At 64.2% G+C, this 23,449-nt stretch carries 26 protein-coding genes and 1 tRNA gene; 12 read left to right on the forward strand and 15 right to left on the reverse strand.

Translation table 11 applies throughout. The features are described from left to right. Nucleotides 1-9: 9 nt before the first annotated feature. From AWB80_RS15660 to AWB80_RS15685, 6 genes are all read right to left on the reverse strand, one after another. Complete coding sequence (locus AWB80_RS15660; RefSeq protein ID WP_061175592.1) at nucleotides 10-1,119, reverse strand: enoyl-CoA hydratase/isomerase family protein; 1,110 nt, start codon at nucleotides 1,117-1,119, stop codon at nucleotides 10-12. Continuing rightward, nucleotides 1,116-1,814, reverse strand: coding sequence for a TetR/AcrR family transcriptional regulator (locus AWB80_RS15665; protein ID WP_061175593.1), 699 nt, complete (start codon nucleotides 1,812-1,814; stop codon nucleotides 1,116-1,118). The genes AWB80_RS15660 and AWB80_RS15665 overlap by 4 nt, the downstream gene beginning before the upstream one ends. A gap of 49 nt (nucleotides 1,815-1,863) precedes the next feature. Further along, nucleotides 1,864-2,046, reverse strand: coding sequence for a hypothetical protein (locus tag AWB80_RS15670; RefSeq protein WP_061175594.1), 183 nt, complete (start codon nucleotides 2,044-2,046; stop codon nucleotides 1,864-1,866). Nucleotides 2,047-2,258: 212 nt separating this feature from the next. Next, nucleotides 2,259-2,543 carry a DUF1488 family protein gene (locus AWB80_RS15675; RefSeq protein WP_061175813.1) on the reverse strand — a complete coding sequence of 95 codons (285 nt, stop codon included), beginning with the start codon at nucleotides 2,541-2,543 and terminating at the stop codon, nucleotides 2,259-2,261. Nucleotides 2,544-2,718: 175 nt separating this feature from the next. Continuing rightward, nucleotides 2,719-3,072 (reverse strand): hypothetical protein, encoded by a 354-nt coding sequence (locus AWB80_RS15680; RefSeq protein WP_244206529.1) that lies wholly within the window; start codon nucleotides 3,070-3,072, stop codon nucleotides 2,719-2,721. Then, nucleotides 3,072-3,338, reverse strand: a complete 267-nt coding sequence (locus tag AWB80_RS15685) for a hypothetical protein (RefSeq protein ID WP_061175814.1) — start codon at nucleotides 3,336-3,338, stop codon at nucleotides 3,072-3,074. The genes AWB80_RS15680 and AWB80_RS15685 overlap by 1 nt, the downstream gene beginning before the upstream one ends. 309 nt (nucleotides 3,339-3,647) lie before the next feature. Between AWB80_RS15685 and AWB80_RS15690 the strand changes: the two genes are divergently transcribed. Further along, the gene (locus tag AWB80_RS15690) at nucleotides 3,648-4,031 is read left to right on the forward strand and encodes a hypothetical protein (RefSeq protein ID WP_061175596.1); all 384 of its coding nucleotides are present in this window, start codon (nucleotides 3,648-3,650) and stop codon (nucleotides 4,029-4,031) included. 17 nt (nucleotides 4,032-4,048) lie between these two features. Here AWB80_RS15690 and AWB80_RS15695 read toward each other — a convergent pair whose 3' ends face one another. Together AWB80_RS15695 and AWB80_RS15700 are read right to left on the reverse strand one after the other, a co-directional pair. Next, nucleotides 4,049-4,387, reverse strand: a complete 339-nt coding sequence (locus AWB80_RS15695) for a DMT family transporter (RefSeq protein ID WP_061175597.1) — start codon at nucleotides 4,385-4,387, stop codon at nucleotides 4,049-4,051. Nucleotides 4,388-4,391: 4 nt separating this feature from the next. Continuing rightward, nucleotides 4,392-4,889, reverse strand: a complete 498-nt coding sequence (locus AWB80_RS15700) for a heme-degrading domain-containing protein (RefSeq protein ID WP_061175598.1) — start codon at nucleotides 4,887-4,889, stop codon at nucleotides 4,392-4,394. Here AWB80_RS15700 and AWB80_RS15705 point away from each other — a divergent pair. Next, a complete protein-coding gene (locus AWB80_RS15705; protein WP_143328054.1) occupies nucleotides 4,888-5,106 on the forward strand; it encodes a hypothetical protein in 219 nt (72 codons plus the stop codon). The two genes, AWB80_RS15700 and AWB80_RS15705, sit on opposite strands and share 2 nt — an antisense overlap. Here the strand turns inward: AWB80_RS15705 and AWB80_RS15710 are convergent. Continuing rightward, nucleotides 5,085-5,161 (reverse strand) — tRNA-Met (locus tag AWB80_RS15710). The genes AWB80_RS15705 and AWB80_RS15710 overlap by 22 nt on opposite strands. A 200-nt stretch (nucleotides 5,162-5,361) precedes the next feature. Between AWB80_RS15710 and AWB80_RS15715 the strand changes: the two genes are divergently transcribed. From AWB80_RS15715 to AWB80_RS15725, 3 genes are all read left to right on the forward strand, one after another. Next, on the forward strand, nucleotides 5,362-5,733 hold the full coding sequence (locus tag AWB80_RS15715; protein ID WP_061175599.1) for a DUF2946 domain-containing protein: 372 nt from the start codon (nucleotides 5,362-5,364) through the stop codon (nucleotides 5,731-5,733). 85 nt (nucleotides 5,734-5,818) lie between these two features. After that, nucleotides 5,819-6,181 carry a copper resistance CopC family protein gene (locus AWB80_RS15720; protein ID WP_061175815.1) on the forward strand — a complete coding sequence of 121 codons (363 nt, stop codon included), beginning with the start codon at nucleotides 5,819-5,821 and terminating at the stop codon, nucleotides 6,179-6,181. 7 nt (nucleotides 6,182-6,188) lie between these two features. After that, nucleotides 6,189-6,620 (forward strand): copper chaperone PCu(A)C, encoded by a 432-nt coding sequence (locus AWB80_RS15725; protein ID WP_061175600.1) that lies wholly within the window; start codon nucleotides 6,189-6,191, stop codon nucleotides 6,618-6,620. Nucleotides 6,621-6,695: 75 nt separating this feature from the next. On the opposite strand, the gene AWB80_RS15730 is transcribed toward AWB80_RS15725, so the two are convergent. Continuing rightward, nucleotides 6,696-9,254: a penicillin-binding protein 1A gene (locus AWB80_RS15730; protein ID WP_061175601.1), complete on the reverse strand. Its 2,559-nt coding sequence runs from the start codon at nucleotides 9,252-9,254 to the stop codon at nucleotides 6,696-6,698. Nucleotides 9,255-9,739: 485 nt separating this feature from the next. Between AWB80_RS15730 and AWB80_RS15735 the strand changes: the two genes are divergently transcribed. The 3 genes from AWB80_RS15735 to AWB80_RS15745 all read left to right on the forward strand — a co-directional run bounded on the left by AWB80_RS15735 (nucleotide 9,740) and on the right by AWB80_RS15745 (nucleotide 12,436). Then, nucleotides 9,740-10,171 (forward strand): plasmid mobilization protein, encoded by a 432-nt coding sequence (locus tag AWB80_RS15735; protein WP_061175602.1) that lies wholly within the window; start codon nucleotides 9,740-9,742, stop codon nucleotides 10,169-10,171. A gap of 223 nt (nucleotides 10,172-10,394) precedes the next feature. Further along, nucleotides 10,395-11,075, forward strand: coding sequence for a PspA/IM30 family protein (locus tag AWB80_RS15740; protein ID WP_061175816.1), 681 nt, complete (start codon nucleotides 10,395-10,397; stop codon nucleotides 11,073-11,075). A gap of 146 nt (nucleotides 11,076-11,221) precedes the next feature. Next, complete coding sequence (locus tag AWB80_RS15745; protein ID WP_061175603.1) at nucleotides 11,222-12,436, forward strand: tetratricopeptide repeat protein; 1,215 nt, start codon at nucleotides 11,222-11,224, stop codon at nucleotides 12,434-12,436. A 345-nt stretch (nucleotides 12,437-12,781) separates the two neighbouring features. Here the strand turns inward: AWB80_RS15745 and glgX are convergent, their stop codons facing one another. Beyond that, complete coding sequence (gene glgX / locus AWB80_RS15750) at nucleotides 12,782-14,992, reverse strand: glycogen debranching protein GlgX (RefSeq protein ID WP_061175604.1); 2,211 nt, start codon at nucleotides 14,990-14,992, stop codon at nucleotides 12,782-12,784. Nucleotides 14,993-15,226: 234 nt separating this feature from the next. Between glgX and AWB80_RS15755 the strand changes: the two genes are divergently transcribed. The 4 genes from AWB80_RS15755 to AWB80_RS15770 all read left to right on the forward strand — a co-directional run bounded on the left by AWB80_RS15755 (nucleotide 15,227) and on the right by AWB80_RS15770 (nucleotide 18,477). After that, entirely contained in the window at nucleotides 15,227-16,612 is a 1,386-nt protein-coding gene (locus AWB80_RS15755; RefSeq protein ID WP_061175605.1) for a DUF2252 domain-containing protein, read from the forward strand. Between the two features lie 169 nt (nucleotides 16,613-16,781). Beyond that, nucleotides 16,782-17,225, forward strand: a complete 444-nt coding sequence (mscL, locus tag AWB80_RS15760) for a large conductance mechanosensitive channel protein MscL (RefSeq protein ID WP_061175606.1) — start codon at nucleotides 16,782-16,784, stop codon at nucleotides 17,223-17,225. Between the two features lie 320 nt (nucleotides 17,226-17,545). Further along, nucleotides 17,546-18,037, forward strand: a complete 492-nt coding sequence (locus AWB80_RS15765) for a hypothetical protein (protein WP_061149898.1) — start codon at nucleotides 17,546-17,548, stop codon at nucleotides 18,035-18,037. Nucleotides 18,038-18,270: 233 nt separating this feature from the next. Beyond that, nucleotides 18,271-18,477 (forward strand): dodecin, encoded by a 207-nt coding sequence (locus tag AWB80_RS15770; RefSeq protein WP_061175607.1) that lies wholly within the window; start codon nucleotides 18,271-18,273, stop codon nucleotides 18,475-18,477. A gap of 83 nt (nucleotides 18,478-18,560) precedes the next feature. Here the strand turns inward: AWB80_RS15770 and AWB80_RS15775 are convergent, their stop codons facing one another. From AWB80_RS15775 to AWB80_RS15790, 4 genes are all read right to left on the reverse strand, one after another. After that, entirely contained in the window at nucleotides 18,561-19,646 is a 1,086-nt protein-coding gene (locus AWB80_RS15775; protein WP_061175608.1) for a BMP family ABC transporter substrate-binding protein, read from the reverse strand. A 108-nt stretch (nucleotides 19,647-19,754) separates the two neighbouring features. Then, nucleotides 19,755-20,684, reverse strand: a complete 930-nt coding sequence (locus AWB80_RS15780; protein WP_061175609.1) for an ABC transporter permease — start codon at nucleotides 20,682-20,684, stop codon at nucleotides 19,755-19,757. A 13-nt stretch (nucleotides 20,685-20,697) separates the two neighbouring features. Continuing rightward, complete coding sequence (locus tag AWB80_RS15785) at nucleotides 20,698-21,804, reverse strand: ABC transporter permease (RefSeq protein WP_061175610.1); 1,107 nt, start codon at nucleotides 21,802-21,804, stop codon at nucleotides 20,698-20,700. Nucleotides 21,805-21,809: 5 nt separating this feature from the next. After that, the gene (locus tag AWB80_RS15790) at nucleotides 21,810-23,384 is read right to left on the reverse strand and encodes an ABC transporter ATP-binding protein (protein WP_061175611.1); all 1,575 of its coding nucleotides are present in this window, start codon (nucleotides 23,382-23,384) and stop codon (nucleotides 21,810-21,812) included. Nucleotides 23,385-23,449: the final 65 nt, after the last annotated feature.

Genomic DNA, 23,449 nt, shown 5'->3' on the forward strand with positions numbered 1-23,449 from the left:
CTCACAGCGTCAGTCCTTCAACAGCCGTAGCGGATGCGACGCGGGCGTCCACGCGCTCTCGAACATCCGGTCCACATCGGCGGTGTTCACGTCTTCGACGCGCGCGATCTTCCATTGCGGCTCGTTGTCCTTGTCGACGATCCGAGCGCGGATACCCTCCAGAACGTCCCCGCGCGCGAACATCGTGCGCGTGAGATCGAGATCGCGGCGCAGCGTCTCGGCCATCGTCGAGAACTTCGCGCGATCGACCTGCTGCAGCGCTACATCGACGGAAAGCGGCGAGCGCTCGCGCAACTCGGCGGCCGTGCGCTTTGCCCAGTCGTTGCCGACGTCCGCCTCGCGCTCCAGCGACGCCAGGATCGACGCACCGTTGCCCGCCGCGAAGTGCTTGTCGATCATCGTGCGCGCATCGGCGAGTTCGCTCCGCTCGGGAATTGGCGCGACCTTGTACTTCGTGGTTTCGTTCTGCACGAAACGTATGATCTCCACGCCATCCAGAAAACGCTGATGCCTCAGGGACTCGACGAGCCCTGGCAGCGCGCCATCGTCGAGATAGGCGTCGGCCATGCGGGCGTAGAGCGCGTCGGCGGCTGCGAGACTCGCGCCCGTCGCCGCGAGATAGCGGCCGATCGCGCCCGGCGTGCGCGCGAGAAACCAGCTCACGCCGACATCGGGAAAGAGCCCGATGCGCGTCTCGGGCATCGCCATCCGGGTCGACTGCGTGACGATGCGCAGCCCGCCCGTATGATGCGCGCCCTGCGAAATGCCCATGCCGCCGCCCATCACGACGCCGTTCACGACCGCGACGTAGGGCTTCGGAAACGTGAAGATCGCGTGGTTGAGCTTGTATTCGTCGGTGAAAAATGCGTCGATCGCTTCGCGTTCGCCCGCTATCGCCGACTCGTACAGGAAGCGGATGTCCCCGCCCGCGCAGAACGCGCGCACGTGCGGGCTATAGACGACGACTGCGCGGATCGCCTGATCGTGGCGCCACGCGCGCAATGCCTCGCTGATCGCGCGCAGCATCGGCGCGGTCAACGCGTTGAGTGCCTTCGGACGATCGAGCGCAATGAAGCCGATGCCATTGGCGGTGTCGATACGGATGTCTTCGGTGGTCATCGTGTTGAAGTGTCGGGTCGATTCGCACAAGTGAATCGGGATTCGGTTCCGTTGACCGGCGCGAACCACGCATCGAGCGACAACTCGACGAGCGTCGCGACCGGCGTCTCGGGCAACGACGCGCCGTTCAGTTTCAGCGCGACGATGCCATGCAGATTCGCCCACAGCCCTTCCGCACAGGCGAGCGGCGCGGCGCGAGGCGGCAGGCGGTCGGCCGCGCGCAACTCGACGAACGCGTCCGCGATCAGCGAAAGCGCCGCCGCGCCGGATTCCGCCGCGTGGCCGCTCGCAGTGGCTTCGGCACCTGCGTCGGCGAAAGCTGCGGGCTCCATGAACATCATGAACATCAGCCGATACGTCTCGGGCTCGGCCAGCCCGAATTCGACATACGCGCGTGCCATTGCGTTCAGCCGCGCGGCCGGGTCGACGATCGTCGAGTGCGCGAGAAACGCTTCGCGCAAACGCGCGTGCCCTTCCGTGCGCAACGCCCGGGCGATCTCGTCACGGCTCCTGAAATGAAGATAGAGCGCGGCGGGAGAATAGTCGATCGCCTCGGCGAGCTTTCTCATCGAGAGCGATGCGAACCCTTCGCGCTTCACGATTTCACGCGATACCTGAAGTATGCGCTCGCGCAGCGCCTGACGCTGCTCGCGTCTTTGCTCGGTGCGCTGCGCTTGCAGTCCCGTCCGAGGCATTGTCGGCACCGCCTCTTTCGAAGTCAATTCGCGGCGCGGGCGCGCCCGCTCAGACGATCATCTTGCCGTCGTCGTCCCGACGCGATGCCGCGCGATACAACGGCTCTTCCGAGTCGCGCAACACGACCGAAGCGAACACGATGCACAACGCAAGAATCAGCACACCAACGGCTGCCCAGATGAGCCATAGCGCATTGGACTCGACAAGTGAGTGAAGAAAGGAATGAAGCATGACGACCCCGCGCGATTTTTATATTTGGTTGCTCAAACACAGCTCAAAGCCGTTGAGCAAGTAGTGTGCCGAGCGAATCGCATCGCGTGCGGCATAAAGTGATGGTACTCCGTTGCAGGGATGCGCGAAAGGAGCGCGACGAATCTCGCGTCGATAAAAGTTCGCTGCGCGATGCAGGTCTTACATCGCGCCGTGTAAGAGCGAGGGCTGTGTCAGGCCGTGACGCGTCCCGGCGGAAAGTGTCCGCTTTTCAAAAGCACCGGCATGCCGTTGGTCACGCGCAGATGCTCGCGCGCGACTTCCTCGATGCGCGGGCGGCCCGCATCGAATGCGTCGATCCAGCCGGCGCTGTCGTAGCTTTGCGCGCCGAAGTGATCTTCCAGCGCTTCGACCGATATGGCGCACGGCACGCGCCGGCCATCGACGATCGCGGCGAACTCGACGGTCAGGTTGGTATCGCGGTAATCGGGCGCGTCCGGGAGGAATCGAATATTCATGATTGTCTCGTTGCTGGGGCGTGGCGGCCGATGCACGAAGCATCCAGCCGGGACCGACGCGAAGACGTTCAAGCGCTCCATTCGATGCGAGCCGTTCGCAGCCACGCAAACGATCGCACGAATCGATTCGGCGATTATGGTACTCGCGCTCGCGCCGCGTGGTCCAGCGCCGCGTTCAGGCAGCGAGCACGGTTTCATCGACATCCACGACGAGCAGCGAACTCGCGCGTGGATCGGCATAGTTGAAGTCGAGCAGCCGGCTCATTTCGCGCACGCGTTCGCATACACGCTGCCGCCCCTGCTCGGACAGATGCGGATAATCGCGCAGCACCAGCGCATCGAAGCGATAGTGCACGCCCCACGCGATATTGCCGGGATGATTCGCCACGCCGCCCGTGCGCCAGCTCACGAAGAGCGCGGGCGTCGCCTCGAGTCCGACTTCCGCGACATCCGCGCCGCTCGGAAAAAGGTCGATCAGGCAATTCGCGACGTCGTACAGCACGGTGTGTCGAAGGTGAACGGGACGCATCAGATCGAGTGCAGCAAGCGGTCGATGTACTCACGCGCGGCTTGCTCCACATGCGCGAGCGCTTCGCCTTCGGTTGCAAAGCGACGCTCGGGCCCGAGATCGACGAGCGCTTCGAAGCGATGCGCGTCGTCCGGGCCGCCGCGCGCGAGACTCACCGAGCCGACGTAGATCGGCGCGTTGCCATCGGTTTCGCCGTGTGTCTGCACGAGCCGCGCCGACGCGCTGATGTAATACCCTCGATATGGCCCCGAGACTCTTTCCGCCATGTCATTTCCTCCCTTCTGTTCGTGCCGCATGCCTTTGTCTTAAAGCGCCCGACAGGCAATTTGAACCGACATTCCGAATGAGTAAGGCGTGTGATCCGGAAAATAGTTCATCGGGCGCGGACGGAGCCGCTCACCGCTTCGTTCGCAAGCATCGCGCCCGAGCGGGCCTTCGCCGTCGTGTCAGGCCGCTAACAACCGCTTACGTGTGGCGTAAGCCGCGTATGGGACAATGCACATCTCAAAAAACGCGCACTCGCCTTCGCATACGGCGCCAGGGCGCGTATCGCAATTCGCTCACACGAGGTAAAGATGAAGGAACCCGGTCGGCGCTTGCGCCGTATTTCCGCTCGCGCCGCGCATGACGGCGCCGTTTCGCGCTTCACATGGCTGCGCGCGGCCACGCTCGGCGCGGCAGTCGCCGCCCTCGCGAGCCTCGGCGCTTGCGCGTCGTCGAACGAAGCGTCGCTCATCAACCTGCCCGACGGACAGACGGGCTACGCCGTCAATTGCAGCGGCGCGGATGCCGGATCGAGCTGGGCGAGCTGCTACGTGCTCGCCGGCAAGAAGTGCGGCGCGACGGGCTACGACATCGTCTCGAAGGACAACGAGGAAGGCGGACCGACCGGCGGCGGAATCAGCAATGTGGTTTCCGCGAACGTCAAGAACCGCTCGATGATCGTGCGCTGCAAATAAACTCGACTGCGCGTGCGTCAGTGCGCGCTCATCTTCGAGAACGCATTGAGCACCACGACGCCCGCGACGATGAGGCCCATGCCGAACATGGCGGGCAGATCGGGCGTCTGCTTGAAAAGCAGCGCGGCGACGAGCGTGATGAGCACGATGCCCGCACCCGACCACACCGCATACACGATACCGACGGGCAACGTGCGCAGCGTCAGCGACAGCAGATAGAACGACAGCCCGTATCCGGCCACGACGATGGCCGCGGGCAGCGCGCGCGTGAAGCCATCGGAGGCGCGCAGTGCGGAAGTCGCGATCACTTCCGCGACGATCGCGATGGCGAGCAGCACATAAGCGGTTGAGCGCATCGTGTCAGTCGCGTCCGAGCGAGAGCTTGCCGAAGTCCTGGCCAAGCACGGCGCATAGCGCTTCGACGACCATCTGATGATCGTCGCGTTGTGGAAGCCCCGACACCGCGACCGAACCGATCACGCCCGCGCCGGACACACGCAGCGGAAATGCGCCGCCGTGTGTGGCGAACTCTGCGGAATTCAGGCCGTACTTCTCGGCGAGCGTCGTTCCCGCCTGCTGTAGCGCAAGACCGAGCGCGTACGAGCTGCGATGGAAATGCTCGACCGTGCGCGACTTGCGCTCGACCCAGCGCGCGTTATCGGGCGTGGTGCCTTCGAGCGCGGCGTAGAAGAGCTTGCGCCCGAAGGTGCGTACATCGATGACGACGGCCGCGTCGCGCGCGAGCGCCATTTCGCGCAATTGCGTGCCGATCTGCCACGCGTGTTCGGCATGAAACTGCGGGAACACGAGCGTGTGTTCCTGATGCGCGATGGCTTGAAGAACGTGTGGAATGTCCATGAGCGAGCGGCTCCTCTATGGCGTGTGCGGACTTGCGATTTTGACATGCGCACGCGATGCCGCGATGTACGAGTTGGTCATGAACCGGTGCAATTGCGACTTCGTGAGCCTGCGCCTCGGACGTATCGACGATGCGCGCGCGGAAATGCAAAAAGCCCGGCTTGACCGGGCTTTTGTGCGTGATGCTGGACGGGTTGGTTGCGGGGGTAGGATTTGAACCTACGACCTTCGGGTTATGAGCCCGACGAGCTGCCAGACTGCTCCACCCCGCGTCCGTCGAAGAAAAGATTATAAGTCATCGCTTACTTTGGCGCAATGCCTCGTTTGCTTCAATCGATGAAAAGAGAAGATTCGAACGATCGATGCTGCGTCGAAGCGCCTCGTCCCAAAGCGAAGAGCATGGAAACACACATGGCATAATCGTCCGCTCATCATCGTCTTCATATCGACAACGTATTGGATCGAGCGCGGTATGCGTGACTTGCGTCGGAGCATCATCGGGAAGATCGGCGGCTTCGCGGCGTTATGCGCGATGCTGCTGCTCTCGCTCGCGCCCGTCGCATCGCAAACGCTCGAACATGCGCGCATCGAGTCGCTGCTCACCGCCGTGTGCGCATCCGATGGACAAGCCCCACAGAACCCGCATCACGGCATCGTCGATCATTTGCAGGCGTGTGCCTATTGCGATCTCATCGCGCACGCGCCCACGCCGCCGACCTCGCTTCATCGAGCCTCCTTCGCGTTTGCGCCGCGCGACGTGTTTGCCGCCGCCCCGTTCATCGATACGCCTCGCCGCGCCCTGCCCGGCGCCGCACAGCCGCGCGCCCCGCCCGCCTTCGCCTGAATCGCGTTCTTACGCACAGGCCTTCACATCCCCATTGCACCCATCGCCCGGCCAGCATCCCGCTGCGGGCACGCAAGGACATATCATGCTTTCATCATCGCTCATGCGCGGCGTGCTCGCGCTCGCATTCGTCGGCTCCGCGCAGCTCGCATTCGCGCACGCCTTGCCGAAGCTGCAACAACCCGGTCCCGGCGCAACCGTCAGCGCGCCGCATGAAGTCGCGATCGACTTCGGCGAAGCGCTGGAGCCTACCTTCAGCAAGCTCATCGTCACCGATGCCAAGGGCACGCAGGTCAACACGGCAAAGTCCGCCGTCGACGCCAACGACAAGAAGCACATGAGCGTCGCGCTCCCCGATCTCGCTCCGGGCGTCTACAAGGTGCAATGGACCGCTGTCGCGGCGGACGGGCATCGCACGCAAGGCCATTACAACTTCACCGTCAAGTGAGAACACAATGAAAAAGATCGCTGTACTCGTGGGCGCGCTCGCGTGCGCTTCCATCGCCCAGGCCGCTACGCTCGAAGCGCGCGACTGCTGGGTCCGCGCGATGCCGCCGAACCTGCCGTCGTCGGGCTACTTCACCGTCGCGAACAACGGCGACAAGCCCGCAACGATCACGGCCGCCGACACGCCCGCGTTCGGCATGGCGATGATGCACAAGTCGGAAAGCAAGAACGGCACGGCGACGATGTCGCACGTGGAGTCCGTCGATGTACCCGCGCACGGCACGTTGAGCTTCGCGCCGAAGGGGTATCATCTGATGCTCGAAGAGCCGGCCAAGCCGCTCAAGATCGGCTCGACGATTCCCCTCACACTTTCGTTCGCCGACAAGTCCAAGCTCAACGTGACCTGCGAAGTGAAATCGGCGGCGACGGTCGGTCACTGATCGCATCAGCCACAAAAGCAAAGCGCGCCGGGTTTAGAGTCCGGCGCGCTTTTTTATCGACCACGCAAAATCACATCAGGGCTTGCTGAACATGTCCATGATCTGCTTGCGCTCGTCGGTCGTGACTTGCGGCGTCGGCGGCGCCTGCATGCCCGCCGGACCGACACCGCCCATCGTGGTGGCGTCGCCCGCCATCGGATTGGTGTTGTCCAGCCCGATGCTCGCGACGAAGCCCGCGCCCGGCGTGCGGTCCGCATAGAACAATTCGCCGTCGACCGTGGTGATGCCGTCCGGCTTCGCCATCTGCTCCTGCGGAATGCCGCGCAGCGCGCGTCCCATGTACTCGATCCAGATCGGCATCGCGAGTTGCGCGCCGAACTCGCGGCTGCCGAGCGTCTTCGGCTGGTCATAGCCCATCCACGCGACCGCGACCAGTTGCTTCTGATAGCCCGCGAACCAGCCGTCCTTGGCATCGTTGGTCGTGCCGGTCTTGCCTTGCAGGTCGTTGCGCTTCAGCACGTTGGTGCCCGAACCCGTGCCCTGCGTCGCGACCGTGTGCAGCAGGCTGTTCATGATGTACGCGTTGCGCGGTTCGAGCGTCTGTGGCGCGTTGCTGCCCGCCATAAGCGGATTGGCGCGCGAGATCACGGTGCCGCGCGCATCGGCGACATCGGCGATCAGATACGGATTGATGCGATAGCCGCCGTTCGCGAACACGGAATACGCGCCGCTCAACTGCAAGGGCGTGACGAGCCCCGCGCCGAGCGCGAGCGGCAGATACGGCGGCGTCTTGTCCTTGTCGAAGCCGAACTTCTGCGTGACGAAGTCCTGCGCGTAGCCCGTGCCGATATACGACAGGATGCGGATCGACACCAGGTTCTTCGACTTCTGCAGGCCGGTGCGCATCGACATCGGGCCGTCGGGCTGGTCGTCGTCCTTCGGCTCCCAGGCGTCGCCGCCGCCCGCCGCCGGGAAATACAGCGGCGCGTCGTTGATGATGGTCGCCGGCCCGAGCCCCTTGTCGAGCGCCGCCGAATAGATGAACGGCTTGAAGCTCGAACCCGGCTGACGCCATGCCTGCGTGACGTGATTGAACTTGTTCTTGTTGAAGTCGAAACCGCCAACGAGCGCGCGGATCGCGCCGTCCTGCGGCGTCATCGAGACGAGCGCGCCTTCGACCTGCGGCAACTGCGTGATCTGCCAGTTGCCCTTGTCGTCCTTCGTCAGGCGCACGATCGCGCCCGGCTTGATGGCGAGCGCCTTGGTCGCATTGCTGCGCAGACCGGCAGCCACGAAGCGCAGACCATCGCCGGCGATCGTCGCGGTATCGCCGCCGACGAACTGCGCCGTCACCTGCTTCGGGCTCGCGGCCGTCACGACCGCGGAGACGAGCTCGCCGTTGTCCGGATGATCGACGAGCGCGTCTTCGATCGCCTCGGCGCGATCATCCGCGTTCGACGGCAGATTGATGTTGCCCTCCGGCCCGCGATAGCCATGGCGGCGTTCGTAATCCATCACGCCCTTGCGCACGGCCTTGTACGCGGCGTCCTGATCGGCGGAATCGATCGTCGTCGTGACCGTGAGGCCGCGCGTGTAGGTCTCTTCCTTGTACTGCGCGTACATCATCTGCCGCACCATTTCCGCGACGTACTCGGCATGCACGCCGTACTCCGTGCCGGTGGATTTCGTGTGAATCTCCTCGGCCGCGGCCTGGTCGTACTGTTCGCGGGTGATGAAATTCACGTCCAGCATGCGCTTCAGGATGTACTGCTGACGCACCTTCGCGCGCTTCGGATTGACGACCGGGTTATACGCGGACGGCGCCTTCGGCAGGCCCGCGAGCATCGCCGCTTCGGCAAGCGAGATGTCCTTCAGATCCTTGCCGAAGTAGACGCGCGCTGCGGCGGAAAAACCATACGCGCGCTCGCCGAGATAGATCTGGTTCATGTACAGCTCGAGAATCTGGTCCTTCGTCAGCGCGCGCTCGATCTTGTACGCGAGCAGCATCTCGTAGATCTTGCGCGTGTAGGTCTTCTCGCTCGACAGAAAGAAGTTGCGCGCGACCTGCATCGTGATCGTGCTCGCGCCCTGCGACGCGCCGCCATGCATCAGGTCGGTGACACCCGCGCGCAGAATGCCGATGAAATCGACGCCGCCGTGATCGTAGAAACGGTAATCCTCGATCGCGAGAACGGCCTTCTTCATCTGATCGGGGATGTCCTGGAAGCGCACGAGGCTGCGGCGTTCCTCGCCGAACTCGCCGATCAGCACGTGATCGGCCGTGTAGACGCGCAGCGGCACCTTCGGCCGATAGTCGATCAGCGCATTGAGCGACGGCAGATTCGGCCCCATGACGACGAGCGCATAACCGACGATGAGCGCGCCGACCACCACGCCGATGGCCGCGAGGCCGGCGAACCAGATGGCGATGCGCGCGAAAGGAGAACGGCCGGAGCCGCCGCGGTCATTGCGATCGTTGCGGCCATCTCGGCCGTTGCGCCCGCCGCCGCCGTTGCGTCCACCGCCGTCGCGGCCGCCCGAATCCTTGCGTGAGTCGTTGCGTGAGTCGTTCCAGCGGGGTTCGCGATCGTATCGCGAGGCATTCGATGAGTCGGGTCGTTTGATGATAGGCATGACTGGGTTCGTTCGGCGCGCCGTGAAGCGCGCGCGCTGCTGCGCTGCGATGCGCCGGCATCGGCGCTACTGCAAAGGCGGGAAGGCGATATGCGGGCCCGGCGTCGACCGAGGGTAACAGCGCATTTTAAAGAATTCGCGCGCGCCACCACAAAACGAGCGGGATTTTTTTGTAAGTAAATGCCCCGCGCCGGGCGGATGCGCGTGAATTGTGGGGTTACCCACAGAAAGTGTTGAGAGCCTTGTGGACAACCGTATGAGAAAATAGCCAAGTCGTTGATCGCGCGCCTGTTTTGCGCAATGCTTCATCAAGTGCGATGCGGGGTGAGCCACACGCACGGCCGCGCGCAAACCGATATGATGGATAAACGCATGGCAGGTTCCCCGGACATGGCGCGGGTGCCTTCCATGGCGCTGTCGTGCCGTTTGATGAACCGAAGTTGCGATCGTCTCTTTACGATCGCCTTACTGTTTGCGAGCCGCTCATGACGACCAAACCCAGCGAACGCATCGTTGTTTTCGTGACTCCCGCGCAGAAGCTGGCCATCAGCAAGACAGCGGACACGCTCGGCATCAGCGTCAGCGAGCTCATGCGGCGCGCGGTGCTGAACTTCAACGCAACCAGCGAGCAGATCAAGGTCGCGGGCATCGTCGACCGCTTGCGTGCGCCCAAGGCGCCCGATGCGCTCAACGCCGCGCTGAAAAGCGTCGCCGCGAAAGCAGCGGCGCGCGAGGCCCGCGAGGCGGCGGCGCGCGAGGCCCGCGAGGCGGCGGCGAGCGCGACCAAACGCGCCGCGCAGGCGCGCAGCGTGCCGCACACGCATGCCGCGTCCGCCGAACCCGAAGACGAGATCGAGCACGACACGGATCAGGGCGACGACGCCTCGCTCACCGACGACACGCGCTCCGAACGCTGACGATCCCGACGCGCCCTGCATCAGTTCTCCGGCCACGCGCGTCGTTACACTCCTTAACGTTCCGTTAAGTCCCGGTTAAGTCACGGCATGATCTAATGAGCGGGTAAACCCGGCGTGGATGTCGCGCTCATTGCGCTTGCAATCCCGCGCATTGCGCCTCACATTCGAGCCGCGTGGCCAGCAGGTGAGCGCACACGCCGCCGTCTTCATCCAGGAGAAATACATGTCGCTTTTCGATTCCATCACGCGCACGGTCAGAGGCCTCTTGAACGACGCGGCTGACACCATGCAGGACCCTTCGCGCGACGCGCGCCAGATCGTGCGCGAGCTCGACGACAGCATCGCGAAGGCGGAGAACTCGCTCATCGAGATCGAAGCGCAGGTCGCCACGCAGCAAAGCAAGCGTGACGCCGCCGCCGACAAGGCGCGGAAGTACGAAGATGGCGCAAAGCGCGCACTGACGGCCGGCGATGAATCCCTCGCGCGCGAGGCGCTCGCGGCGCAGGCGAACGCCGAAACCGAACGCGACGCGCTCGCGGCGGAACTGCAGACGCTGGAGCCCTCGGTCGAGCATCTGAAGAAACAGATCACCGACATGCGCCAGCGCCGCAACGATCTCAACGCGCGCTCGAACATCCTGCAGGCGAAGCAGCAGATCGCGCAGGCGAAGGACACCGCGGCGACGGCGCTCGGCGGCATCGGCGGAAAGAATCTGTCGGAAGACTTTCAGAAGCTCGAAGACAAGGTTCAGCTCGCCAACGCCCGCTCCGACGCGCGTCTGAATTCGGCGGACCAGAAGTCCGGCAAGGCGCTCGACGACAAACTCGCGGATCTCAATCGCGGACCGTCGGTCGAGGATCGGCTCGCCGCGCTGAAGAAGCAGTTGAATCCGCCGGCGCAGTAAGCATCGGCATCCGCATGCGTGCGCACGCGGCGAACTCCCGGGCGCGCGGCGCGCCGCACGAATATGCGTTACCTTGAGCATCACCCTTGCATGACCCGATTGCAGCTTCGACAGGAGACGGACGTTCATCGCGTCCGGCCCGCATCATGAAAAAGTTTTTGACGGCTGTGGCGTTGTCGCTGTCGCTCGCTTCCCCGCTCGCGTTCGCGGTGCCCACCGCGCAGCAGGTCGAGCAGTCGATGACGCAGGGCAACTGGAAACAGGCCGACTCGCAGTTGAGCGAAGTGCTCGACGCGCATCCGAAAAACGCGCACGCGCATTATCTCTACGCGCAGGTGCTCGACCGCGAGGGCCGCTACAGCGACGCCCTTTCGCATCTGCAGCAGGCGAAATCGCTCGATCCTTCGCTGAGCTTCACCGACCCTTCCCGTTTCGCTGCCACGCAAGCCCGCATTCAGGGCGACGCAACACGCGCCAGTCTCGCGCCGCGCTCGAACAACGGCGCGAACACATCGAGCGCACAGAATCCCTTCAGTCAGGATCAAGCCGCTGCCGCGCCGCAGAGCCATGGCCTGGGCATGGGCGCGTGGATCGGCCTTGCGGTGCTGATCGGGGCGATCGCGCTCGTGCTGCGCTGGGGCTTGCGACGTGCTCGCGCACGCGACGACGGCCAGGCCGAAAACGACCGCCGCACGCAGATCAAACGCGCGACCGAGCTGCTCAACGACGTGCGCACGCTCAAGCTCGACGTCCGCCTCTCCACCGCGCCGGACCACGAGGCACTGCTGAAAGACGTGGAAGGCGCGGAAACGCAGTTGCGCGAAATGGTCGAATCGCTGTCGAATTCGAAGAATCCGGTGCCGCCCTATGCGATCGAGGATCTGGAGAATCAGGTCGCGAGCCTGAAAGCGCGCGCCGAAGGCCGCCCCGATCCGAACGCGGCCAGCAACGCTCAAGTGGGTGCGCCGAACGGGTCGCCGTATGCGCAGGAAGCCGAGCGCTTCGGGCGCGGCCCGCAGCAATATCCACCGCAGCAAGGGCCTTATCCGCCCTATCCGCCGCAGCAGGGCCAGCAGCCGCCCGTCATCATCCAGCAAGGCGGCGGCGGGTTCGGCGGCGGCATGGGCGGCCTGCTGACCGGCGTGCTGCTCGGTCAGGTGCTGTCACATGGGCGCGATCGCGTGATCGAGCGCGATGTGCCCGTCGATCGCCCGTCGCAGAACGACAACGGCGGACTCGACTTCGGCAACAACGGCGGCGGTCTGGACCTCGGCAATGGCTCGAATGACTGGAACGATGGCGGCGGAGGCGGCGGCGGCCTCGACCTCGGCAGCAACGACGATGGCTGGCGCGACACCTGATCTCGCCGCACGCCCGATCGAAGGCCCTGCTTGCGCGGGGCCTTTTTGTATCGGCGTGAGCAATCAGCGCGTCAGCCGCCGCCGAGAAAACGCAGCAGACCCCACAGAAACTTGAAGAAGCCGACGATGAATTCCCAGATCCGTTCGAGCTGATCCCAGCTCGCGGCGTGCAGGATGGCATGCAGGATCATGCCGTCGGGCCCGCGCGGCCTTCCACAGGCGCGCGTTCATGCGTGAGTGACAAAACCATCATCGAAAAAAAGAAGGCGGCTCGCGCCGCCTCCTGTCGCTATCGCAAAAGTCGCATGATACCCGGTCGCGCGATGCGGCCCGTCAATGAGAACGTCACTCCGCCGGCTTCTTCTCTTCGCTTTCGGGCGGCACTTCGTCCGTGAGCGCCTCTTCCAGCCGCTTGAAAATGCGCTTCGTCGCGCCGCGCGGTTGCAGCGCGAACAGCAGCAGCGAGCGGCCCGTCACCTGATACACATCGTCGGAGCCGAACTCGGGCAACTCCTCGCGAATCGGCGCATTCGTGTCGATCAGGCAGATCCATTCGTCCGGGCCCGGAATGTCCGGCAGCGTGAAATCGACCACGTCGTGATACGCGTTCACGATCAGCAACAGCGTCGCGTCCGAGGCCGGCTTGCGGATGCCCGTCGCCTGCGCGCGGCCGTCGAAGACGAGGCCGAAGCAGCGCATGTTCGGATCGTCCCATTGCTCCTGCGTGAGTTCGTCGCCGGTCGTGCCGAGCCATCTGACGTCGGCGACCTGCAAGTCCTCGTTGTAGGCGCCCGTGAGGAAGCGCTGACGCCGCAGCACCGGCAGCGTGTGGCGCAGCGTCGTCAGCTTGCGCACGAACTCGGTGAGCGCGCGGCCGTCGTCGTCGATGTCCCAGTTGACCCAGCTGATGTCGTCGTCCTGGCAGTAGGCGTTGTTGTTGCCCTGCTGCGTGCGGCCGAACTCGTCGCCCGCGAGCAGCATCGGCGTGCCTTGCGAGAACAGCAGGGTGGCGAGCAGGTTGCGCTTCTGGCGCTCGCGCAGCGCGCGGATCTCGGGGTCGTCGGTCGGGCCTTCGGCGCCGCAGTTCCACGACTTGTTGTCCGAGTGGCCGTCGTTGTTATCCTCGCCGTTCGCCTCGTTGTGCTTTTCGTTGTACGAGACGAGATCGTTCAGCGTGAAGCCGTCGTGCGCGGTGATGAAGTTCACGCTCGCCCACGGTCTGCGTCCGCGCTTGTTGAACTTGTCGCCCGATGCGGTGATGCGCGTGCCGAGTTCCGGCGCGACACCTTCGTCGCCCTTCCAGAACTCTCGCACGGTATCGCGATAGCGATCGTTCCATTCCGCCCAGCCCGGCGGAAATCCGCCGACCTGATAGCCGCCCGGCCCGCAATCCCACGGCTCGGCGATCAGCTTCACGCTCGACAGAATCGGATCCTGCCGGCAACTGTCGAGAAAACCGCCGCCTTCGTCGAAGCCGTAGGGCTCGCGGCCGAGAATCGTCGCGAGGTCGAAGCGGAAGCCGTCGACGTTCATCTCCGTCACCCAGTAGCGCAGGCTGTCGGTGACCATCTGCAGCACGCGCGGATGCGAGAGGTTGAGCGTGTTGCCGGTGCCGGTATCGTTGATGTAGTAGCGCGCCTCTTCCGGCATCAGCCGATAGTAGGACGCATTGTCGATGCCGCGAAACGACAGCGTCGGCCCGCGCTCGTTGCCTTCGGCGGTGTGGTTGTAGACGACGTCGAGAATCACTTCGAGGCCGGCTTCGTGCAGCCGGTCGACCATCTCCTTGAATTCGGCAATGGCGCCCGCGCCGCGCGCGAAGTAGCGCGGATCGGCGGCGAAAAAGCCGATCGTGTTGTAGCCCCAGTAGTTCGTGAGCCCCTTGTCGAGCAGATAGCTGTCGTTGACGAAGGTGTGGATCGGCAACAGTTCGACCGACGTCACGCCGAGACTCTTGATGTAGTCGACAACTTCCTTCTGCCCGAGCCCTTCGAACGTGCCGCGCATGTGCTCGGGAACCGCCGGATGCCGCTTCGTATAACCGCGCACGTGCGTCTCGTAGAAGATCGTGTGCTCCCACGGCACGCGCACGCGCGTCGCGTGGGTCCAGGTGAAGGTCTGATCGACGACCTGGCACTTCTGCATGAAGGGCGCGCTGTCGCGTTCGTCGAAGGTGAGATCTTCGCCCTCGGCGTCGAGCGTGTAGCCGAACAGGGCCGGGTCCCAGTTCGGCGTGCCGACGTGCGCTTTCGCGTAGGGGTCGAGCAGCAGCTTGTTCGGATTGAAGCGATGCCCGGCTTCGGGCTCGTACGGACCGTGCACGCGATAGCCGTAGACCGTGCCGGGTGCGAGCCCGTGCACGTAGACGTGCCAGACTTCATCGGTGAATTCGGGCAGCTCGATGCGCTGCGTTTCCTTTTCGCCCTTCTCGTCGAAGAGACACAGTTCGACCTTGGTGGCATTCGCGGAGAAAAGCGCGAAATTGACGCCGTTTCCGTCCCAGTTCGCGCCGAGCGGAAACGGGGAGCCTTCGGCAATGCGGAGTTCGTTCGCCATGAGATGATGTATTCGAATGGTTGACGCGCGCGGCGTCGGGATCGTGCGGTGGCATTGCGGGGCTTCAGGCGGATCGTAAGAAGCATTTCGTGTGCCCGTTTGCCGTATCGCGCGCGGCCTGCTTCCCGACGCGCTGTGGCTTCTCGCCGCCGCGCGCCGCGTGTAAAACGTTCCTGTCGGGTGCGCCGAATGCTTGGGAGCGACCGACGCCCCATCGCCGAAGGAGAGCACGCCTTGTCCACACGCCCCGATTCCGCCTCGACGAATACCCAGATCAACGGCGCGGCCGAAGAGAGCCGCGCCGCTGGCCGCGCGCTGCGCGACGCCGTTCCGTTCGACGCACACGGCGCGTGGGCGCCCGAACCCGATCGCCCCGATCCCGTCGAGCGCGTGCTCGCCGGCAACGCGGGCCGGCAGGAGCGGCTGATCCCGTTGCGCATGCAGCGCATGGCCGAATCGCCGTTCGCGTTTCTGCGCGGCTCCGCGACCGTGATGGCGTGGGATCTGGCGAAGTCGCCGTCGATCGGACACAACGTGATCATCGACGGCGATGCGCACGTCAATAATTTCGGCCTGTTCCGCACGCCGCGTCAGGACGTCGTGTTCGACCTGAACGATTTCGATGAAACCCTCGTCGGCCCGTGGGAATGGGACTTGAAGCGCCTGACCGCGAGCATCAACGTCGCGGCGCGCGAAAACAGCGTCGATACGGCCGGACGCGAGCGCGCGGTGCGCTCGGCGTGCGCCGCGTATCGCACGACGATGGCCAACCTGTGGCAAGTGAGCCCCTACGATCTGTGGCAGATGCGCTCCTACGCGAGCGCGCTGCACATGGACGCGCCGACGAAACTCGACGCCGACGAAAAAGCGACCATCGAGAAAACGGTCGAGCGTGCGATGAAACGCTCGCACGCGACCATGCTCGCGAAAATCGCGGAGCCGGCGGGCAAGAGCTACCGTTTCAAGGTCGATCCGCCGATTCTCACGAAGCTCGACGCCGCCGAGAAAAATCATGTGATCGATGGCCTCAAGGCGTATCTGCTGACCATCGCGGGCGAATGGCGCATGATGCTCGAACGGTACGATGTCGTGGATGTGGCGCATCGCGTGGTCGGCGTGGGGAGCGTCGGCACGCGCGCGTATCTCGTGCTGATGCTCGGCCGCGCGCTCGGCGACCCGCTTTTCATGCAGGTGAAGGAAGGCATCGTGCCCGCCGCCGCGCCCTTCGTGCCGGCGCTGCCGGAGCCGTATCGGCATCAGGGACGGCGGGTCGTGCACGGGCAGCGGCTCATGCAGAGTTCGTCGGACGCGCTGCTCGGCTGGACCACCATCTCCGGCCGCGATTTCTACGTACGCCAGATGAAACAGATTCGCGGCTCGATTCCCATGGACTGGCTGCACGGCGCCACCTTCGATTTCTACGCGTGGTGTCTCGGCCTGCTGCTCGCCCGCGCCCACGCGCGCACCGGCGACGCCGCGCTCATCGCGGGCTATTGCGGCAATTCGGACCGGCTCGACGCGGCCTTCGCGATGTGGGCCGAGCGCTACGGCGCGCAGACCGTCGCGGACCACGCCGCCTTCTGCGCCGCGATCAGCGTGGGACGCGTGCCCGCTGCGTGATGCCGTTTTTTCGGCGCGCGGGCGGCACGCGGTCGAATTGACTATCATTGTCGAGGCGCCCGCCGATGAAACGCGCCCTGCTGCACGTTTCGCGGGTGTTTCAATGGCATAGCCCTTGCTGCCGCTTTGGCCCGCACAACCGTCTAACTCAAACTGGAGGAAGCCGCGCATGAGCATGATTGAGGAATTCAAGAACTTCGCCCTGAAGGGCAACGTCATGGACCTCGCGGTCGGTGTCATCATCGGCGGCGCTTTTTCGACGATCGTGAACTCCATCGTCAAGGATTTGATCATGCCGGTGGTCGGGCTCGCGACGGGCGGTCTCGACTTTTCGAACCTCTTCATAAAACTCGGGCAGATACCGCCAACCTTTAAAGGCAATCCCGATTCCTACAAGGATTTGCAGACCGCGGGCGTCGCGGTGTTCGGCTACGGCTCGTTCATCACCGTGCTGATCAACTTCATCATCCTCGCGTTCATCATCTTTCTGATGGTCAAGTTCATCAACAATCTGCGCAAGCCGGCCGAGTCCGCGCCGCCCCCCGCGACCCCGGAAGACGTGCTGCTGCTGCGCGAGATTCGCGACGAACTCAAGAGATCGCCGCGCGTCTAGCCGGGCAAACCCCCGCGCGGGCCGTGGAACCCGCGCGGCGTCGGGTAGGTCTGCCCTGTAGCACCCCACTCCGTTGGTGCCCCCACCCGCATTTTTCTTTACGAAAGCTGCTCGCGCGGGGAAGAGCAGGACTATTATTGAGACAGATGCTCTGAGAGATGCCAAGCGGGCCGCCAAACGGTCATCGGCATGAATCGTGCGCCATGGATGTGCGCTGGCACCTTGCCGGTCAATCATCGAATCGTCCGATTCACCGTGACCTAATCACATCGATGCGCTATAAAAGATCGACGTGCGGCGCGCAAGACGGGAGTGGCCGCATGAGGACGCTGCGTTTCTTGCAATTCTTTTTCAGGCGAGTTTTTATGTCCTTCCCGAAAAAGCGTAAACGCGTGAAGGCCGATGGCGACGAGTCTTTTCTCGCCGTGCTGCGGCATTTCAAGCCATTCGGTCAATTAGACACGAAGATTGCCCGTGCTCGCGCGCAGGATGAGCCGGTTCTGTACGCGCACGTTCTACCAGGGCTCGACGTCCTGCTGTGCAGCGTGCGTGGCGCACAGCCGCCGTATCCGGCCATCGACGAGCTGCACAGGCGCTGTGTCGAATCGATCACCAATGCGCTCGAGCAGCCGCTCGATGGTCTGGAGAACGGCGGTTACTGGTACGAGGCGAACGGTTTCGGTTTCCTTGTATTCGCGAGCCGCGCCCGCGCGCAGATTCTGAGCGAATTCGGCGCGACGGTTTCCGCGCGCAGGCGTCGCGGCACGCGTCGCCAGGACGCGGGCGACGCCGCCTCGCGGCCGCTGCGCTGATCTTTTCCTGACCTTCCCTGCTCTGCACCGATGCGTGCGGGCCTCGTTCATGAGGCCCGGCGTGTCGTCGTGCGCGTGTCGGTTCTTCTTGCTTCGCTTCGCGCAAACCCCCACTACTCGGGTGCGCTTTCCTGTCCTTTAATGGAAGCCACGCGCGAACGCGTGGCGCGTGCGTTGCTGCACTGGTATTGCGAGCTTCTCGCGACACAACGGATCACTACAAGGAGAACATCATGTCGGAACACGTCTACAAGCAGATCGAACTCACCGGCTCCTCGCCGAAGTCGAGCGACGATGCCGTGCACGTCGCGCTCGAGAAGGCATCGAAGACGCTGCGCAACATGCACTGGTTCGAAGTGGTGGAGACGCGCGGGCACATCGAGGATGGCAAGATCCTGCACTGGCAGGTAACGATCAAGGTGGGACTGCGTATCGATTGATGCGTGGCTGCGTCGAATGAAAAAACCGCGCTTCGTTTCGCAACGAAGCGCGGTTTGTCTTTGCGCGGACGGAAGACGCGCGCTTACTTCGGCAACGAACCTTCGACGCCTTCGACATACCAGTTGATCCGCTGCAATTCCGGATCCGTCAGCGTCTTGCCAGCCGGCACCTTCTCCGCGCCAGACTGATCCTTGATCGGACCACTAAACACATCCCACTTGCCGGTGTGCAGTTCGTCGCGCTTCGCGGCGACCGCCTGCAGCGCCTTCGCGGGAATCACGCCATTGTTCAGGTCTTCGAGATCCACGGCCTTTTGCGGAATGCCGAGCCATACCGGATCGTTCTTCCACGTGCCGTCGAGCACCTTGGGAATGACTTCGTTGTAGTACACGCCCCAGTGCGCGACCACCGAGCCCAGATGCGCGCTCGGACCGAACTTCTTCATGTTCGAGTCCCAGCCGAAGGCATAGACCTTCTTCTCGGCGGCGGTGTTGAGCGTCGCGTTGGAATCGGTGTTCTGCAACAGCACGTCCGCACCCTGCCCGATCAGCGTCTCGGCCGCCTGCTTTTCCTTGCCCGGATCGAACCAGCTATTGATCCAGATGACCTTCGTATGGACCTTCGGATTCACCGAGCGCGCGCCCATCGTGTACGCGTTGATGTTGCGCACGACTTCCGGAATCGGCACCGACGCCACGAAACCGAGCGTGTTCGTCTTCGTCACGTAGCCCGCGGCGACGCCGGCCAGATACGCGCCCTGATACATGCGCACGTCATAGGTGCCGAAGTTCTTGGCTTTCTTGAAGCCGGTCGCCGTCAGGAAGATGGTGTCGGGAAAATCCTTCGCGACCTTCAGCGCGAAGTCCTGATAGCCGAAGCTCGTCGCGAAGATGACCTTGTTGCCCTTGTTCGCGAGATCGCGGAACACGCGCTCCGAGTCCGCGGACTCAGGCACGTTCTCCACGCGCGTGATCTTGATCTTGCTGCCGAACTTCGCTTCGGCTTCCTTGCTGCCGGCGTCGTGCGCGAAGGTCCAGCCTGCATCGCCCGGATTGCCGAGATAGACGAACGCGACGCCCGGCGCGTCCGCCGCGCGCGCGCTCAACGCGGCGACGGTGGCGGACAGTGCGACCGTCGCGGTGATCGCCTTCAGCCATGGTTTATTCATTGTGATTCTCCTGGTCGATGTTGTGTGTGAAACGGCATTGCAGGCCCGCATCAGTTTGGTCGGTCAAAAATGAGAGCGAAACCACGACGCTGCGCGAGAACAACAGCATCAGCTCGCCGCGAAAAACGGCTTGCCGAGCGATGCGGGCGCGTTGAGCTTGATCGTGTTCGCGTTACGCGAGATGAGCACCAGCACGACGATGGTCGCGATATACGGCAGCATCGCGAGGAACTGCGTCGGCACGGGCACGCCGATCGCCTGCGCGTAGAACTGCAGCGCCATCACCGCGCCGAACAGCAACGCGCCGATCAGGAGGCGCCCCGGCCGCCACGTCGCGAACACGACGAGCGCGAGCGCGATCCAGCCGCGCCCCGACGTCAGTTGTTCCTGCCAGACATGCAGATAGACGATTGAGTAATAGCCGCCCGCGATGCCCGCCATCGCGCCGCCGAAGAGCGTCGCGCCATAGCGCACGCCGACGACGGGAAAGCCCACCGAATGCGCCACCGACGGCGATTCGCCCACCGAGCGCAGCACGAGCCCCGCGCGCGTCTTGTAGAGGAACCAGCCGATCACCGCGAACATGATGAACGCGAGATAGCCGAGCGGCGTGAGCGAGAAGATCGCGGGGCCGAGCACGGGAATGTTCGCGAGGCCGGGAATCGGCATGACGTCGATGCTCGCACGCACCGCCGCCGAGGTGTACGGCTTGCCGATATACGCCGAAAAGCCGATGCCGAAGATCGTCAGCGAGAGGCCGGTCGCGACCTGATTGGCGAGCATCGTGATGGTGAGAAAGCCGAACAGCAGCGCCATCGCGAGCCCCGCGAACACGGAGGCGACGATGCCCAGCCACGGATTGCCCGTGATCGCGGTGACGGCGTAGCCCGCGACCGCGCCCATCAGCATCATCCCTTCGACGCCGAGATTCAGTACGCCCGATTTTTCGGCGACGAGTTCGCCTGCGCCGGCGTACATCAGCGGAATCGCGGCGATCACGGCGCTCGAAGCGAGGTTGCCGGCTTGATTGATGTCCATTTTTCTGTGCCTCTTATGCGGCGTGATGCGCGGGCGTCCTGCGCCTGATGCGGTAATTCACGAAGAGATCGCAGCCGAGCAGGCAGAAGAGCAGCAAGCCCTGGAACACGCCCGCGAGCGCCTGCGGCAGTTGCAGCGAGGTCTGCACAGCTTCGCCGCCGAGATACAGCAGCGCCATCAGCAGACTGGCGAGCACGATGCCCACCGGATGCAGCCGCCCCACGAACACGACGATGATCGCCGTGAAGCCGTAGCCCGGCGACCAGCCCGCCTGCAACTGTCCGATGGGACCGGCCACTTCGCCCATGCCGGCCAGACCCGCGAGGCCGCCTGAGAGCAGCAGCGAGGTCCAGATCGTCTTCTTGTCGGAGAAACCGGCGTAGCGCGCGGCGAGCGGCGCAAGACCGCCGACGTTCATCCGGAAGCCCGCGAAGCTCTTGCGCATGAAAAGCCACACGCAGGGAATCGCGATCGCCGTCAGAAACACCGACGCGTTGATGCGCGTGCCCTTGAGCCAGGTCCAGTGCCAGTCGCCGTAGAGGCGCGGGAACAGCGCGTCGTCGCCGAACATCGCCGAGATCGGGAAGTTCATGCCTTCCGGGTCGCGCCACGGGCCGCTCACGAGGTAGATGAGCAACTGCGTCGCGACGTAGGTGAGCATCAGGCTCGTGAGAATTTCGTTGGTGTTGAAGCGGCTCTTGAGCAGCGCGGGAATCGCCGCCCACAGCATGCCGCCCACGACGCCGCCGAGCATCATCAACGGCAGCGTCCACCAGCCGGACGCATCGCCGGCATGAATCGCGATGCCGCCCGCGACGATGCCGCCGAGCAGCATCTGCCCTTCCGCGCCGATGTTCCACACGTTCGCGCGATAGCCGACCGCGAGCCCAAGCCCGATCAGGCACAGCGGCGACGCTTTCAGCACCAGCTCGGACCAGCCGTTGACGCTCGCAAGCGGCTCGATGAAGAACGCGTGCATCGCGCGCAGCGGGTCCTGCCCGACGAGGCTGAAAATCAGAAAGCCGATGACGAGCGTCGCGACGGCGGCGACCACCGGCACCGCGAGCTGCATGACGCGCGAGGGCGTCGGGCGCGCTTCGAGTCGATAGGGAAAGATCATCGTGCTTAGTGCTTCAAGAGAGAGTCGGATTCGGCAGCGGTCGCGGGCTTGCCTTCGAAAAGGCCGGCCATGAAGAGGCCGACTTCCTCCGCGTTGGTTTCACTCGTCTTGCGCACCGGCGAGAGCTTGCCGCGCGCGATCACGGCGAGCCGGTCGCAGATATCAAACAGTTCTTCCAGCTCTTCGGAAATCACGAGGATCGCGACGCCGCGCGCCGACAGATCGAGCAGTTGCTGACGGATGAAGCCCGCCGCGCCGACATCGACGCCCCAGGTGGGCTGAGCGACCACGAGCACCTTCGGCTCCTGAAGAATCTCGCGCCCGACGATGAACTTCTGCAGATTGCCGCCCGAGAGGCTTTGCGCGAGCGCGTCGCTGCCGCCGCAGCGCACGTCGAACGATTCGATGCAGCGCTGCGCGAACGCCTTCACCGTGCCTGTCTTGATCCAGCCGCCGCGCACCATGTTCTCGCGATGCGCGGTGAGCAGGCCGTTGTCGGCGAGCGACATCGCGGGAACCGCGCCGCGCCCGAGGCGTTCCTCGGGCACGAACGCGAAACCGAGCCGGCGCCGTCCGCCCGCCGTCAGACGCGCGGCGGGCTTGCCGCAGATCGACACGGCATCGGCCGCGACGTGCCGGTCGCGAATCTCGCCCGACAGCGCCGCGAGCAGTTCGGCCTGCCCGTTCCCCGACACACCCGCGATGCCGAAGATCTCGCCCGCGTGCACCGCGAACGACACGTTCTCCAGCGAAGTGCCGAACGGATCGGGACTCGCCACCGACAGGTTCTTCACCGCGAGCCGCACGTCGCCCGGATTGTGTTCGCGCCGCGTGTAGTCGGGCAGCGAATGGCCGACCATCAGTTGCGCGAGCGACGCCTGCGTTTCCTTGCGCGGATCGACGTTGCCGGTCACGCGGCCGCCGCGCATCACGGTGGCGTTTTCGCAGAGCGACTGGATTTCGTCGAGCTTGTGGCTGATGTAAAGAATGCTGCAGCCTTCGGACGCGAGCCGGCGCAACACCTTGAAGAGTTTCTGGACCGCTTGCGGCGTGAGCACCGAAGTCGGCTCGTCCATGATGAGCAGACGCGGGTTCTGCAGCAGACAGCGCACGATTTCCACGCGCTGCCGCTCGCCCACGGTCAGACTGTGCACATGACGCTGCGGATCGACATCGAGGCCATAGTCCTTCGACACTTCGCGGATGCGCTTGCCCAGGGCTTTCATGTCGAACTTTTCGTCGAGCGCGAGCGCGATGTTTTCGGCGACCGTCAGCGTCTCGAACAGCGAAAAGTGCTGGAACACCATGCCGATGCCGAGCTTGCGCGCGGCGGCCGGGCTGCCGATCTCGACCGCCTCGCCCTGCCAGCGGATCTCGCCTTCATCCGGGCGCACCGCGCCATAGATGATCTTCATCAGCGTGGACTTGCCCGCGCCGTTCTCGCCGAGCACGGCGTGGATCTCGCCCGGCATGACGACGAGATTCACACCGTCATTGGCCTTGACGGACGGATACTGTTTGCTGATACCCGACAACGCCAGGCGCGGTGGCGTGGTCGACTTGGAAATGGCGTCGCCCATTGAGATCCAGAAATGCGCCCGGCCACCGAGCAGGCCGGACTGGAAAAGTTACCGCATATGAGCGC

Source organism: Caballeronia pedi (assembly GCF_001544915.2).
Classification (GTDB): Bacteria; Pseudomonadota; Gammaproteobacteria; order Burkholderiales; family Burkholderiaceae; genus Caballeronia; species Caballeronia pedi.

What these genes read in the sequence shown, in the direction of transcription:
- AWB80_RS15660 (WP_061175592.1), bottom strand. Translation starts at nt 1,119, where the DNA reads ATGACCACCGAAGACATCCGTATCGACACCGCCAATGGCATCGGCTTC.
- AWB80_RS15665 (WP_061175593.1), bottom strand. Translation starts at nt 1,814, where the DNA reads ATGCCTCGGACGGGACTGCAAGCGCAGCGCACCGAGCAAAGACGCGAG.
- AWB80_RS15670 (WP_061175594.1), bottom strand. Translation starts at nt 2,046, where the DNA reads ATGCTTCATTCCTTTCTTCACTCACTTGTCGAGTCCAATGCGCTATGG.
- AWB80_RS15675 (WP_061175813.1), bottom strand. Translation starts at nt 2,543, where the DNA reads ATGAATATTCGATTCCTCCCGGACGCGCCCGATTACCGCGATACCAAC.
- AWB80_RS15680 (WP_244206529.1), bottom strand. Translation starts at nt 3,072, where the DNA reads ATGCGTCCCGTTCACCTTCGACACACCGTGCTGTACGACGTCGCGAAT.
- AWB80_RS15685 (WP_061175814.1), bottom strand. Translation starts at nt 3,338, where the DNA reads ATGGCGGAAAGAGTCTCGGGGCCATATCGAGGGTATTACATCAGCGCG.
- AWB80_RS15690 (WP_061175596.1), top strand. Translation starts at nt 3,648, where the DNA reads ATGAAGGAACCCGGTCGGCGCTTGCGCCGTATTTCCGCTCGCGCCGCG.
- AWB80_RS15695 (WP_061175597.1), bottom strand. Translation starts at nt 4,387, where the DNA reads ATGCGCTCAACCGCTTATGTGCTGCTCGCCATCGCGATCGTCGCGGAA.
- AWB80_RS15705 (WP_143328054.1), top strand. Translation starts at nt 4,888, where the DNA reads ATGAGCGAGCGGCTCCTCTATGGCGTGTGCGGACTTGCGATTTTGACA.
- AWB80_RS15700 (WP_061175598.1), bottom strand. Translation starts at nt 4,889, where the DNA reads ATGGACATTCCACACGTTCTTCAAGCCATCGCGCATCAGGAACACACG.
- AWB80_RS15715 (WP_061175599.1), top strand. Translation starts at nt 5,362, where the DNA reads ATGCGTGACTTGCGTCGGAGCATCATCGGGAAGATCGGCGGCTTCGCG.
- AWB80_RS15720 (WP_061175815.1), top strand. Translation starts at nt 5,819, where the DNA reads ATGCTTTCATCATCGCTCATGCGCGGCGTGCTCGCGCTCGCATTCGTC.
- AWB80_RS15725 (WP_061175600.1), top strand. Translation starts at nt 6,189, where the DNA reads ATGAAAAAGATCGCTGTACTCGTGGGCGCGCTCGCGTGCGCTTCCATC.
- AWB80_RS15730 (WP_061175601.1), bottom strand. Translation starts at nt 9,254, where the DNA reads ATGCCTATCATCAAACGACCCGACTCATCGAATGCCTCGCGATACGAT.
- AWB80_RS15735 (WP_061175602.1), top strand. Translation starts at nt 9,740, where the DNA reads ATGACGACCAAACCCAGCGAACGCATCGTTGTTTTCGTGACTCCCGCG.
- AWB80_RS15740 (WP_061175816.1), top strand. Translation starts at nt 10,395, where the DNA reads ATGTCGCTTTTCGATTCCATCACGCGCACGGTCAGAGGCCTCTTGAAC.
- AWB80_RS15745 (WP_061175603.1), top strand. Translation starts at nt 11,222, where the DNA reads ATGAAAAAGTTTTTGACGGCTGTGGCGTTGTCGCTGTCGCTCGCTTCC.
- glgX (WP_061175604.1), bottom strand. Translation starts at nt 14,992, where the DNA reads ATGGCGAACGAACTCCGCATTGCCGAAGGCTCCCCGTTTCCGCTCGGC.
- mscL (WP_061175606.1), top strand. Translation starts at nt 16,782, where the DNA reads ATGAGCATGATTGAGGAATTCAAGAACTTCGCCCTGAAGGGCAACGTC.
- AWB80_RS15765 (WP_061149898.1), top strand. Translation starts at nt 17,546, where the DNA reads ATGAGGACGCTGCGTTTCTTGCAATTCTTTTTCAGGCGAGTTTTTATG.
- AWB80_RS15770 (WP_061175607.1), top strand. Translation starts at nt 18,271, where the DNA reads ATGTCGGAACACGTCTACAAGCAGATCGAACTCACCGGCTCCTCGCCG.
- AWB80_RS15775 (WP_061175608.1), bottom strand. Translation starts at nt 19,646, where the DNA reads ATGAATAAACCATGGCTGAAGGCGATCACCGCGACGGTCGCACTGTCC.
- AWB80_RS15780 (WP_061175609.1), bottom strand. Translation starts at nt 20,684, where the DNA reads ATGGACATCAATCAAGCCGGCAACCTCGCTTCGAGCGCCGTGATCGCC.
- AWB80_RS15785 (WP_061175610.1), bottom strand. Translation starts at nt 21,804, where the DNA reads ATGATCTTTCCCTATCGACTCGAAGCGCGCCCGACGCCCTCGCGCGTC.
- AWB80_RS15790 (WP_061175611.1), bottom strand. Translation starts at nt 23,384, where the DNA reads ATGGGCGACGCCATTTCCAAGTCGACCACGCCACCGCGCCTGGCGTTG.